General features: G+C 71.4%; 13 protein-coding genes. 11 read left to right on the forward strand and 2 right to left on the reverse strand.

What is annotated here, in order from left to right:
• Positions 1 to 102: 102 nt before the first annotated feature.
• On the reverse strand, positions 103 to 774 hold the full coding sequence (locus JKJ07_RS43605) for a hypothetical protein (protein WP_202997899.1): 672 nt from the start codon (positions 772 to 774) through the stop codon (positions 103 to 105).
• Between the two features lie 29 nt (positions 775 to 803).
• Positions 804 to 1205, reverse strand: coding sequence for a PPOX class F420-dependent oxidoreductase (locus tag JKJ07_RS43610; protein WP_202997900.1), 402 nt, complete (start codon positions 1203 to 1205; stop codon positions 804 to 806).
• A gap of 115 nt (positions 1206 to 1320) precedes the next feature.
• Here JKJ07_RS43610 and JKJ07_RS43615 point away from each other — a divergent pair, with 115 nt between their 5' ends.
• From JKJ07_RS43615 to JKJ07_RS52105, 11 genes are all read left to right on the forward strand, one after another.
• Complete coding sequence (locus JKJ07_RS43615) at positions 1321 to 1722, forward strand: SPW repeat domain-containing protein (protein WP_202997901.1); 402 nt, start codon at positions 1321 to 1323, stop codon at positions 1720 to 1722.
• On the forward strand, positions 1719 to 2504 hold the full coding sequence (locus JKJ07_RS43620) for a serine/threonine-protein kinase (RefSeq protein WP_202997902.1): 786 nt from the start codon (positions 1719 to 1721) through the stop codon (positions 2502 to 2504). The genes JKJ07_RS43615 and JKJ07_RS43620 overlap by 4 nt, the downstream gene beginning before the upstream one ends.
• A gap of 19 nt (positions 2505 to 2523) precedes the next feature.
• Positions 2524 to 3303: an NmrA family NAD(P)-binding protein gene (locus tag JKJ07_RS43625; RefSeq protein WP_202997904.1), complete on the forward strand. Its 780-nt coding sequence runs from the start codon at positions 2524 to 2526 to the stop codon at positions 3301 to 3303.
• A gap of 9 nt (positions 3304 to 3312) precedes the next feature.
• Entirely contained in the window at positions 3313 to 4290 is a 978-nt protein-coding gene (locus JKJ07_RS43630; RefSeq protein WP_202997905.1) for an AraC family transcriptional regulator, read from the forward strand.
• Positions 4291 to 4395: 105 nt separating this feature from the next.
• Complete coding sequence (locus tag JKJ07_RS43635) at positions 4396 to 5331, forward strand: sensor histidine kinase (protein ID WP_202997906.1); 936 nt, start codon at positions 4396 to 4398, stop codon at positions 5329 to 5331.
• Positions 5328 to 5972, forward strand: coding sequence for a response regulator (locus JKJ07_RS43640; protein ID WP_202997907.1), 645 nt, complete (start codon positions 5328 to 5330; stop codon positions 5970 to 5972). Before JKJ07_RS43635 ends, JKJ07_RS43640 begins: the two co-directional genes overlap by 4 nt.
• Entirely contained in the window at positions 5972 to 8782 is a 2811-nt protein-coding gene (locus JKJ07_RS43645; protein WP_202997908.1) for a Na+/H+ antiporter subunit A, read from the forward strand. The genes JKJ07_RS43640 and JKJ07_RS43645 overlap by 1 nt, the downstream gene beginning before the upstream one ends.
• Positions 8783 to 9187, forward strand: a complete 405-nt coding sequence (locus JKJ07_RS43650; RefSeq protein WP_202997909.1) for a Na(+)/H(+) antiporter subunit C — start codon at positions 8783 to 8785, stop codon at positions 9185 to 9187. It abuts the gene before it with no gap.
• Positions 9184 to 10683 (forward strand): Na+/H+ antiporter subunit D, encoded by a 1500-nt coding sequence (locus JKJ07_RS43655; RefSeq protein ID WP_202997910.1) that lies wholly within the window; start codon positions 9184 to 9186, stop codon positions 10681 to 10683. The genes JKJ07_RS43650 and JKJ07_RS43655 overlap by 4 nt, the downstream gene beginning before the upstream one ends.
• The gene (locus JKJ07_RS43660; protein WP_202997911.1) at positions 10680 to 11216 is read left to right on the forward strand and encodes a Na+/H+ antiporter subunit E; all 537 of its coding nucleotides are present in this window, start codon (positions 10680 to 10682) and stop codon (positions 11214 to 11216) included. Before JKJ07_RS43655 ends, JKJ07_RS43660 begins: the two co-directional genes overlap by 4 nt.
• A partial coding sequence (locus JKJ07_RS52105; protein WP_202997912.1) for a monovalent cation/H+ antiporter complex subunit F occupies positions 11213 to 11724 on the forward strand: 512 nt, incomplete at its 3' end. The genes JKJ07_RS43660 and JKJ07_RS52105, both read left to right, overlap by 4 nt.

The following is an 11724-nucleotide window of genomic DNA, read 5'->3' on the forward strand; positions in this document are numbered from 1 at the left end:
CGAGGCAGTCGGACGATCAGGCCAGCCGAGGCAGTCGGACGATCGGGACTGGCCGAGGCGGTCGGACGATCGGGACTAGCGGGGCGGTCCAGGCGGTCGGGGTCAGCGGGGGCGGTAACAGCAGTCCGAGCAGATTCGGGGTTCGGGGAGGGTGAAGGCCAGGCAGCAGGTTCGGCGGCGTAGCTGGCCGTGTTCCCATTCGATCAGGTCTTGGAGGTCCAGGGCCTTGAGCAGGGTGTCGATGTCGTCTGTGGAGGCGCCGGGGACGGCACGCACGGCATGGCGGGTGGCGTGGGCCAGGCCGGCCGACAGGGAGCCGAGCAACGGGCGGCGGGCGATGCGGATCTCGCGCTGGAAGGCGTCGAGCAGCGGGGTGACATGCTCGTCGAGCAGCACGCGGCGGAGCGCCAACGGGTCGCCGTGGGTGGACGGGATGCCGGGGCGCAGGCCGATCCGGATGGGGGCGCCGGGGGCGTCCAGTCGCACCAGCACCTGGGCCGCCGTCACGTGCGGGATCCGGCGGGCGACCACCCAGCCGAAGGCGGCGGGCAGCGACAGCCAGTACGAGTAGGCCTTCCACATGAGGGCGGCGGCCACGTGCGGTCGCGCGTCCCAGCGCCGGCGGGCCGCGGTGAGCAGCAGGCCGAGGTCGTCGCCGGCCAGGGCCGTGGCGGGGATCCAGCCGGCCTCGTCGCGCACGATCAGGCCCGGCGCCAGGCCCGCGAGGGTGCTGGTGCCGAACGCGCGGCCGATGGCGGCGAGGAGATCGTCCACCGCCGCTGTATACCCGGCCGCGCGGGCGCTCAGCCCCAGGGAGCGTGGATGATTTTGTCCACGGCGATCGTCATGATCACGCGGACCTGGTCGCGGCCGCCGAACCACGGGTACGGGCCGCCGAGGTATTTCTGGGCCAGCTCATCGATGTGCTCGGCGCCGCCCGACGGGGTCACCCCGACCACGTGACCCTTGATCGAGTAGTAGTCGGCCGCGTTGCCGGGGTCGGTGACGATCACCGAGACCCGGGGGTCGCGTTCGACGTTGCGGACCTTCCGGAAGCCCTCGACCGTGTTGATCACGATGTGCTCACCGTCCGTGCCGACCCAGGTCTCGGTCAGTTGGGGGGAGCCGTCGGGGTCGGTGGTCGCGATGAAGCAGGGGCTGGCTTGATTGAGCAGCTTGAGCAGCCCATCGGGCAAGATCGTCACCAGGCGACCCTACGCGCACCGAGCGCACCGAGCACGGCGAGCGCACCCGGACATCGTCACGCAACCGTCATGGGGCCGCGCATCACCCGCCACCCACCGGGGTAACGCTGGGTTCATGACTACCGACGAAGCCGTACGGACGCGGGTGGCCCGCCGGCTGGGCCGGGACCTGGTGCTCACACCGAGCGCTTTCATCGGGGTCGCCGGGGTCTGGCTGGTGGTGACGCCCGTCGTCATCGATCACGGCGTCTACCCCTGGATCAACGACGTGCTGACCGGGATCGTGCTGCTCGCGGTGGCCGCGGCCCAGGTCGCGCTGCCCCGTCGCTCGCTGCTGCTGAGCGGCGCGGCGGCCCTGGCCGGGGCCTGGCTGGCCGCGTCACCCTACGTGCTGGGCTACGCCGATCAGTTGGGGGTCGCCTGGAACGACAAGCTGGTCGGCGCCCTGGTCATCCTGCTGGCCGTGGTGAACGGACTCCCCCGCGCAGTCAAGCTGCGTTCGATCAAAACCCCGTGACGCTGCTGGCCGGACGTTATCGCCTCGGTGGCCCGATCGGCCGCGGCGGGATGGCCGTCGTGCACCGGGCCGACGACCGCCTGCTCAAACGGCCGGTCGCGGTCAAGATGCTCACCCCCGATCGGGCCCACAATCAAAACCACCGAGCGGCCGTACGGCGGGAGGCCCGCAACGGCGTCCGGCTGAGTCACCCGAACATCGCGCGAGTGCTCGACTACGGCGAGACCAGGGATGGCCCGTTCCTGGTCATGGAGCTCGTGCCGGGCCCGACCCTGGCCGAACGCCTGACCGCCGACGGCCCGCTGCCGTGGGAGCAGACCAGGAGCGTGTGCGCCGGCATCGCCCGCGCGCTGGCCGCCGCGCACGCCCGTGACCTGGTGCATCGCGACGTCAAGCCGGCCAACATCATGCTCGATCCGAGCGGCGCGAAGCTGCTCGACTTCGGCTTCGCGGCCGAGCCGGGCGGCCCGTCGACCGACGCCGACGGCCGGGTCTGGGGCACGCCCGCCTATCTGGCCCCCGAGCAGCTGTACGGCCGACCGACCGGTCCCGCGAGCGACGTCTACGCGCTGGCCCTGGTGCTGCACTCGTGCCTGACCGGCCGTCCAGTGTGGCTTGGCGGCACCCCCGACGAGATTTTGCGGGCCCGCGCCGAGCGGCCGGTCCCCCGGCTGCCCGGCGGCATCTTCGCGGAGTACGTCGCCGAGGACCCCGAGCAGCGACCGACCGCTGAGCGTTTCGCGTATGCGATCGAGGCTCTGAACCATTCAGAGTCTCAATGAGCGCCGCTGTACTAGGTGCATGACGCTACTCATTGGTGGAACGGGCAAGACCGGACGACGCGTGGCCGAGCGGCTCGGTGCGAAGGCGACGATCGCCTCCCGCACCTCGGCGACCCGGTTCGACTGGGACGACGAGACGACCTGGCGGCCGGCGCTCGAGGGCCATCAGGCCGTGTACATCACCTTCTATCCCGACCTCGGCCTGCCCGGCGCGGCCGAGAAGGTCGGGGCGTTCGCCGATCTCGCGGCGGCGAACGGGGTCGAGCAGCTGGTGCTGCTGTCGGGCCGGGGCGAACCGCTCGCGCAGCGGGCCGAGCAGCGGGTGAAGGACGCCGGCACGGGCTGGACGATCGTCACGTGCTCGTGGTTCGCGCAGAACTTCAGCGAGGACTTCCTGGCCGACGCGGTGCGAGGCGGCGACATCCGGCTGCCCGCGGGCGACGTGGCCGAGCCGTTCGTCGACGCCGACGACATCGCCGACGTGGTGGCGGCCGCGCTGACCGATCCGCGCCACCGGGGCCGGCACTACGAGCTGACCGGGCCCGCGAGCCTGACGTTCGCCGAGGTCGCGGACGAGCTCAGCCGGGCCACGGGGCGCGCTATCAAGTACACCCCGATCAGCTTCGAGGAGTACGAATCCGTGCTGCGTGAGGCCGGGCTGCCGGTCGAGCTCGCCGCCATGTTCCGCGGCATCCTCGACGGCCGCAACGCCGAGCCCGCTGACGGCGTACGGGAAGCTCTGGGACGGTCGGCGACACCGTTCGAAACGTATGCGAGAAAGGCCGCACCAGACCTGTAGTTTGTCCGCATGGACGCGCTGACCGGCCTGCTCGACGGCCCCCGGGCCCGCGGCGCGTTCCTGCTGCGCTCGGTCCTGGATCCGCCGTGGTCGCTGCGGATCCAGGACGGCTCGCCGCTCTCGCTGATCACGATGGTGCGCGGCGACGCCTGGATCCTCAAGCAGGACCACGAACCGGCCCGCATCGGCGCCGGCGACGTGGCGATCGTCAACGGCGTGGAGCCGTACGTGGTGGCCGACGACCCCGGCACCGCCCCGCAGGTGATCATCCATCCGGGTCAGCGCTGCGAGATGGCCGACGGCTCCGAGGTCAAGCTGACCGGCCAGGGCGTACGCACGTGGGGCACCCGCCCGGACGCGCCGACCGTGATGATCAGCGGGACGTATCAGATGCACAGCGAGGTCAGCCGGCGCATGCTCGACGCGCTGCCGGGGCTGCTGATCCGGCCGGCCGAGGCGGGTGACAGCTCGCTGATCGACCTGCTCGTCCGCGAGATGAACGGCACCGAGCCCGCGCAGGATCTCGTGCTCGACCGGCTGCTCGACCTCGTGCTGGTCAGCGTGCTGCGGTCCTGGCTGGCGGCGCCGGCCGACGACGCGCCGGGCTGGCAGCGCGCCCAGACCGATCCCGTGGTGGGGCCCGCGCTGCGCCTGATCCACGACGACCCGGCGTACGGGTGGACTGTGGCCTCTCTGGCCGGACGCACGGGAGTGTCGCGGGCCTCGCTGGCGCGACGGTTCACCGAGGTCGTGGGCGAGTCCCCGATGGCCTATCTGACGAGCTGGCGGCTCACCCTGGCGGCCGATCTGCTGCGGCAGGGCGACGCCACCCTCGAGTCGGTGGCCCGGCGCGTCGGTTACGGCAGCGCGTTCGCCCTGAGCACGGCCTTCAAGCGGGAACGCGGGGTGAGCCCGCAGGAGTATCGCCGCCGCCCGCCCCTCGCGCCCCACGCGTCTCCCCTGCCCCGCGTGGTGCGGCTCACGTGACCTGAACCCCCACGTGGGGGTCAGACCCGATGCGAACCGGCTCGCGGCCGGGCAGGGTCAGGGGGAAGCATTTTCCCAGTGAACCTGAGAATCGGGTGATCCCGCGTGTCGCTGTTCTGGCGGATCTTCTCGCTGAACGCGGCGGTCCTGACCGTCGCGGCCCTCGTGCTGCTCTTCGCCCCGGTCACCGTGTCGACGACCGCCCGGCTGGCCGAGGCGCTCATCATCCTGGCCGGCACGGCGGTGACCCTGGTCGCGAACGCGGTGATGCTGCGCGTCGGCCTGGCCCCGCTGGCCCGGCTGACCCGGGTGATGACCACGATCGACCTGCTCAAGCCGGGCATCCGGCTGGTCGCCCGGGGCCAGGGTGAGATCGCCGCGCTGATCACCGCGTTCAACTCGATGCTGGAACGGCTCGAGACCGAGCGGGCGTCGAGCGCCGGGCGGGCCCTGTCGGCGCAGGAGGCCGAGCGGCACCGGATCGCGCAGGAGCTGCACGACGAGATCGGCCAGACGCTGACGGCCGTGCTGCTCGACCTCAAGCGGGTGTCCAAGGCGGCCCCCGAGACGACGCGCGACCAGCTGCTGGCGGTGCAGGAGAGCACCCGCAACGCGCTCGACGAGATCCGCCGGATCGCCCGCCGGTTGCGGCCGGGTGTGCTCGACGAGCTGGGGCTGGCCAGTGCCCTGCGCGCGCTGGCGGGCGAGTTCACCACGGCCGGCATGTCGGTGCGGCGCCAGGTCGGCAGCGAGCTGCCGGTGCTGCCCAAGGACGTCGAGCTGGTGGTCTATCGGGTCGCGCAGGAGAGCTTGACCAACGCCGCCCGGCATTCGGCGGCCCAGCACGTGGATCTGGTGCTGTCTCACAAGAAGGACGAACTGCAGTTGTGCGTACGGGATGACGGCCGTGGCCTGCGAGGCGCGGCGGAGGGAGCGGGGATCCGCGGCATGCGAGAACGGGCACTACTGATCGGGGCGGGTTTGACGGTCGAATCGGGCACCACCGGCGGCACCTCGGTGCGGCTGCGGGTGCCGACATGATCCGCATCCTGCTGGCCGACGACCATGCCCTCGTACGGCGGGGGGTTCGCCTGATCCTCGACGGCGAACCCGATCTCGAGGTGATCGGTGAGGCCGCCGACGGCGCCGAGGCCCTGGCCCTGGCGGCCGCCGACCCGCCCGACCTCGCGGTGCTCGACATCGCCATGCCGCGGATGACCGGCCTGCAGGCCGCCCGCGAGCTGACCCGAACCTGCCCCGGAGTGCGCATCCTGATCCTCACCATGTACGACAACGAGCAGTTCTTCTTCGAGGCGCTGCGCGTCGGCGCGGCCGGTTACGTGCTCAAGTCCGTGGCCGACCGTGACCTGGTCGAGGCCTGCCACGCCGCCATGCGCGACGAGCCGTTCCTCTACCCCGGCGCCGTCACCGCCCTGGTCCGCGACTATCTGGAGCGGGCGAGCAACGGCGCCGAGATCCCCGCGCGGGCGGTCACCGAGCGCGAGGAGGAGGTGCTCAAGCTCGTCGCCGAGGGGCACTCGACGCGCGAGATCGCCGAACTGCTCTACATCAGCGTCAAGACGGTCGAGCGCCACCGGTCCAACATCCTGACCAAGCTGGGTCTCAAGGACAGGCAAGAGCTGACCCGGTACGCGATCCGAGCCGGGCTGATCGAACCGTGATGCTCGCCGTCCTGATCCTGCACGCCGCGGCCGCCCTGCTGGCCCCGCTCCTCGTGCGGGCCCTCGGCAACCGCGCCCTCTATCTGCTGGCCCTGGCGCCGGCGTCGACGTTCGCCTGGACCCTCGTCAACCGAGCTCCGCTCACCGAGACCTATCCGTGGGTGCCGCACCTGGGCATGGATCTGGCGCTGCACATGGGCACGCTGTCATGGCTGATGCTGCTCGTGGTCAGCGGCATCGGCGCGATCGTGCTCGTTTACTGCGCGCACTACTTCGAGCAGGGTGACCCGGCCCTGGGCCGCTTCGCGGGCACCTTCCTGGGTTTCGCGACCGCCATGACCGGTCTCGTGGTTTCCGACGACCTTTTGCTCCTGTACGTCTTCTGGGAGCTCACGACCGTCTTCTCGTACCTGCTCATCGGGCACAAGGGCGAGCAGGTGGCCGGGCGCCGCGCGGCGATGCAGGCGCTTGTGGTGACGACCGCGGGCGGGCTGGCCATGCTGGTCGGCTTCGTGATGCTGGGTCACGGCGCGGGCACGTACCGGTGGTCGGAGATCGCCGCGGGCCCGTTGCCCGAGGGCAGCACGGTGGCGGCGATCCTGATCCTGGCCGGCGCGTTGAGCAAGTCGGCGATCTTCCCGTTCAGTTTCTGGCTGCCGGCCGCGATGGCCGCGCCCACCCCCGCCTCGGCCTATCTGCACGCGGCGTCGATGGTCAAGGCCGGCGTCTTCCTGCTCGGGCTGATGGGCCCGCTGCTGGCCCAGGCCGGTCCGTGGCGGCCGATCGCGGTGATCGCCGGGGCGCTGACGCTGCTGCTCGGCGGCTGGGCCGCGATGCGCCAGCACGACCTCAAACTGCTGCTGGCGTACGGCACTGTCAGCCAACTCGGCCTGCTGACCGTCGCGTTCGGCGCCGCCGGGCGCACGGCCGCGCTGGCCGGGGCGGCCCTGCTGCTCGCGCACGCCCTCTTCAAGGCGGCCCTGTTCCTGGTCGTCGGCATCATCGACCGCCAGACCGGTACGCGGGACCTGCGCGACCTGAGCGGTCTGGCCCGGCGATCGCCCGTGCTGGCCGGGATCGCCGGGCTGGCCGTGGCGTCGATGATGGGCGTGCCGCCGCTGGCCGGGTTCGTCGGCAAGGAGTCGCTGTTCGCGGCCTTCGAGCACGGCGGGGCGGCCGACCGGCTGGTGCTGCTCGCGCTCGTCGCCGGTTCGGCGCTGACGGTGGCGTACGGGCTGCGGTTCTTGTGGGGTGCCTTCGCCACCAAGCCCGGGGTCGCGCCCGTGGAGCTCTCGCCGCCAAGCTGGGGTTTTGTGGCCCCGGCGGCGCTGCTGGCCCTGACCGGGCTCGCGGCCGGGCTCGGCGCGTCGTGGCTGGACGGCGTCCTGACCCCGTACGCGGAGCTCTTCTCCGGACCGGCCGAACACCTCGCGCTGTGGCACGGCTTCGGGTTGCCGCTGCTGCTGTCGGCCGTGGTGCTGGCGATCGGCGGACTGGTGTTCGCGGGTCAGCGGCGGGGCCGGCCGTGGCCCCGGCAGAAGGTGCCGCAGGCCGCGGACGTCTACACGAAGCTGATGAGCGCGGTCGACCGGGCCGCCGTCGAGCTCACCGGCGCCACCCAGCGGGGCTCGCTGCCGTTCTCGCTCGGCGTCATCCTGCTCGTGCTGGTGATCGTCGGCGGCAGCACGCTGCTGCTGGCCGGCGCGCCCTGGCCTTCCGGTCTGAGGCTGTGGGACAGCCCGTTGCAGCTGGTCGCGGGGGCCGTCGTGATCGGGGCCGCGCTGGTCGCCGCCCGGTCCCGCCGCCGCCTGACCGCGATGATCCTGGTCGGCGTGTGCGGCTACGGCATCGCCGTCATGTTCGTGCTGCACGGCGCGCCCGACCTGGCCCTCACCCAGTTCCTCGTCGAGACCGTCACGATCGTCATGTTCGTGCTGGTGCTGCGGCGGCTGCCGGTGCGTTTCTCGGCCCGGCCGCTGCGGGCGACCCGGATCATCCGCTCGATCATCGCCGTCTCGACCGGGGTGGTCGCCGCGGGCATGGCCTACGTGGCGGTCGGCGGCCGGATCGCGACGCCGATCTCGACCGACTTCGCCGAGCCCGCGGTGTCGTACGGGGGTGGGCACAACATCGTCAACGTGGCGCTGGTCGACATCCGCGCCTGGGACACGATGGGCGAGATCTCGGTGCTCGTGGTGGCCGCGACCGGCGTGGCCAGCCTGATCTTCCGCCGCTCGGGGGCACTGCAGCGGCGGCGCAAGGAGCAGGGCACGGCGACGTCGCGGCACGGATCGTGGATGCGCGCCGCCGACAACCCGGAGGCCCGCCGCCAGTCGATCATCCTGCAGGTGGTGGCCCGGCTGCTGTTCCACACGATCGTGCTGTTCTCGGTGTATCTGCTGTTCTCGGGGCACAACGCGCCCGGCGGCGGGTTCGCCGGGGGCCTGGTCGCCGGGCTCGCGCTGACCACGCGTTATCTGGCCGGCGGGCGGCGCGAGCTGAACGCGGCGGCCCCGGTCGACGCGGGCCTGCTGCTCGGCACGGGCCTGCTGATCGCGGTCGGCACCGGGGCGGCCGGGCTGGTCGCCGGTGGCCAGGTGCTGCAGAGCGCGCTCGTCGATCTGACCATTCCCGTGCTCGGCCACCTCCACTTCGCCACGTCGGCCTTCTTCGACGTCGGCGTCTATCTGATCGTGGTCGCGCTGGTGCTCGAGATCCTGCGCAGCCTCGGCGCCGAGCTGGACCGCCAGCACGACGTCGCGGCGCGCGAGGAACGGCGAGCCCTCGAACGACAGAAGGAGCCGGTGTAAATGACTCCGAACCTGGTCTACATCGTCGTGATCGGCGTGCTGTTCGCCGCGGGCGTCTCGATGGTGCTCGAACGCAGCCTGACCCGTGTGCTGATGGGCATGATCCTGCTCGGCAACGGGGTGAACCTGCTGATCCTGCTGGGCGGCAAGGCGGGGACGCCGCCGATCGTCGGCCTCGGCCCGGAGGAGGAGATGGCCGACCCGCTGCCCCAGATCATGATCCTGACCGCGATCGTGATCACGCTGGGGATGACCGCCTTCCTGCTGGCCCTGGCCTACCGCAGCTGGGCGATGTCCGGGCACGACGAGGTGCAGGACGACGTCGAGGACCGCCGGATCATGCAACTCGCCGAGCGCGACGAGGGCTCCGGCACCGACGACACCGATCACGAGGCCACTCCATGACCTTTCTCGTTCCCCTCCCCGTCGTCATGCCGCTGCTGGGCGCGGCACTCACCCTGATGATGGCGGGCAAGCCGCGGGCGCAGCGGACGGTCAGCCTCACCGTGCTCACCGCCACGCTGCTCGTCTCGTGCGCGCTTCTCTACTTCTCGACCACCGACGGGTCGCTGGTGGTGGCCGTCGGCGGGTGGGAGGCGCCGCTGGGCATCGTGCTCATCGCCGACCAGCTCGCCGCGCTGATGCTGGTCGTCTCGTCGGCCGTGACGCTGTGCGTGCTCGTCTACTCGATCGGGCAGGGCATGGCCGACGGGCACGAGGAGACGCCGCTGTCCGTCTACCACCCGACATACCTGGTGCTGACGGCCGGCGTGACGAACGCGTTCCTCGCCGGCGACCTGTTCAACCTGTACGTCGGATTCGAGATCCTGCTCGTGGCCAGCTACGTGCTGCTGACGATCGGGGGCACCGAGAACAGGATCCGCGCCGGTTCCACGTACGTGGTGGTCTCGCTCCTGTCCTCGGTGATCTTCCTGACCGCGATCGGGCTCATCTACGCGGCCACGGGCACGCTGAATCTGGCCCAGCTCGTCGAGCGGCTGGATGCGCTGCCCGACGGCCTGCGGCTGATCCTGCAGGGCATGCTGCTGCTGGCGTTCGGCATCAAGGCGGCCGTGTTCCCGCTGTCGTCGTGGCTGCCCGACAGCTACCCCACCGCCCCGGCCCCGGTCACGGCGGTCTTCGCGGGGCTGCTGACCAAGGTCGGCGTGTACGCCATCATCCGTACGGAGACGCTGCTCTTCCCGGGTGGAAGGGCCGCAGTCGTGCTGCTGATCACCGGACTGCTGACGATGGTGATCGGCATCCTGGGCGCGGTCGCACAGTCCGACATCAAACGGTTGCTGTCGTTCACGCTGATCAGCCACATCGGCTACCTGCTCTTCGGGGTGGGGCTGACGACCCAGCTGGGGCTGGCCAGCGCGATCTTCTACGTGGTCCACCACATCACCATCCAGACCACGCTGTTCCTGGCGGCCGGCTTGATCGAGCATCGCGGCGGCAGCACGGCCCTCGACAAACTGGGCGGGCTGGCCAAGCTCTCCCCCGTGCTGGCCGTGCTGTTCCTGGTGCCCGCGCTCAACCTGGCCGGCATCCCGCCGTTCTCCGGGTTCATCGGCAAGCTCGGCCTCGTGCAGGCCGGGGTGGCCGACGGCGGCGTGCTGGCCTGGATGCTCGTCGCCGGCGGCATCCTGACCAGCCTGCTCACCCTGTACGCGGTGGCTCGCGTCTGGAACCTCGCGTTCTGGCGTACGCCGCCCAAGTCGATGAAGCCGGGCCGGCTCCCCGCGCTGATGGTCGCGCCGACGCTGGCGCTGGTCGTCTTCGGGGCGGCGCTGACGTTCGTGGCCGGGCCGTTGTTCGAGGTCGGTGATCAGGCGGCCGAGTCGTTGCAGGAACGCACGGCCTACGTGCAGTCCGTCTTCGGAGGGGAGACGCCGTGACCAACGGACGATGGCGCGACCGCGGCGTGGCGGCGCTCGGCCTGACCGTGATCTGGGTGCTGCTGTGGGGCTCGTTCACGCCGCTGACCATCGTGGGCGGTGCGGTGGTGGCGGTCGTCGTGCTGATGGTGTTTCCGCTGCCGCCGGTCACCTATGCCGGGCGGATCCACCCGTACGGCGTGCTGCGCTTTATTTTGCGTTTTCTCCGCGACATGGTGCTGGCCAGCGCGCAGGTGGCGGCGCTGGCGTTCCGGTTCGGGCACACGCCGCGCAGCGCGGTCATCGCCGTCCCGCTGCGCTGCCCGTCCGACCTGGGCCTGACCCTGACGGCGGAGGCGTTGTCGCTGGTGCCCGGCAGCCTGATCGTCGACGTGGACCGCAAACGCGGAATCCTCTACGTCCACGTCCTGAACGTCACCGACCCCGCGTCGGTCGAACAGTTCCGGCAGGACGTGCTGGACCTGGAAAGCCGGATCATCCAGGCCTTCGGCTCCGCCGCCGAGCGCCGCATCATCGAGGAGGTCCCCGCATGACCGTCGTCGCGGTGGTGGTCACCACCCTGCTCGCCATCGGCGCCGGACTCGCGCTGCTCCGCATCGTGCGCGGCCCGTCGGTGCTCGACCGGATAGTCGCCACCGACGTGCTGCTCGCGGTCATCGTCATGGCTCTGGCCACGGAGGCCGCCTTCTCCCGCGACGCCACCGTGCTGCCGGTGCTCGCGGTGCTGTCCATCCTGGGCTTCACGGGGGCGGTGAGCGTGGCCCGCTTCGCCATCCGCCGCAACCCGGCAGCCGACCTCGGCGCTTCTCACGCCTCTTCCCGTCCCGACGCTTCTCCCCGCCCCGACGCCTCTCACCTCGGCGCTCCTCACGCCCCTGACCTCGGCGCCTCTCACACCCCCGACCTCGGCGCCCCTCACACCCCCGACCTCGGCGCCCCTCACACCCCCGACCTCGGCGCCCCTCACACCCCCGACCTCGGCGCCCCTCACACCCCCGACCTCGGCGCCCCTCACACCCCCGACCTCGGCGCCCCTCACAC

The sequence above is a fragment of the Paractinoplanes lichenicola genome, from assembly GCF_016785085.1.
GTDB classification, from domain to species: Bacteria; Actinomycetota; Actinomycetes; order Mycobacteriales; family Micromonosporaceae; genus Actinoplanes; species Actinoplanes lichenicola.

What these genes read in the sequence shown, in the direction of transcription:
- JKJ07_RS43645 (WP_202997908.1), top strand. Translation starts at nt 5,972, where the DNA reads ATGCTCGCCGTCCTGATCCTGCACGCCGCGGCCGCCCTGCTGGCCCCG.
- JKJ07_RS43630 (WP_202997905.1), top strand. Translation starts at nt 3,313, where the DNA reads ATGGACGCGCTGACCGGCCTGCTCGACGGCCCCCGGGCCCGCGGCGCG.
- JKJ07_RS43655 (WP_202997910.1), top strand. Translation starts at nt 9,184, where the DNA reads ATGACCTTTCTCGTTCCCCTCCCCGTCGTCATGCCGCTGCTGGGCGCG.
- JKJ07_RS43650 (WP_202997909.1), top strand. Translation starts at nt 8,783, where the DNA reads ATGACTCCGAACCTGGTCTACATCGTCGTGATCGGCGTGCTGTTCGCC.
- JKJ07_RS43615 (WP_202997901.1), top strand. Translation starts at nt 1,321, where the DNA reads ATGACTACCGACGAAGCCGTACGGACGCGGGTGGCCCGCCGGCTGGGC.
- JKJ07_RS43640 (WP_202997907.1), top strand. Translation starts at nt 5,328, where the DNA reads ATGATCCGCATCCTGCTGGCCGACGACCATGCCCTCGTACGGCGGGGG.
- JKJ07_RS43625 (WP_202997904.1), top strand. Translation starts at nt 2,524, where the DNA reads ATGACGCTACTCATTGGTGGAACGGGCAAGACCGGACGACGCGTGGCC.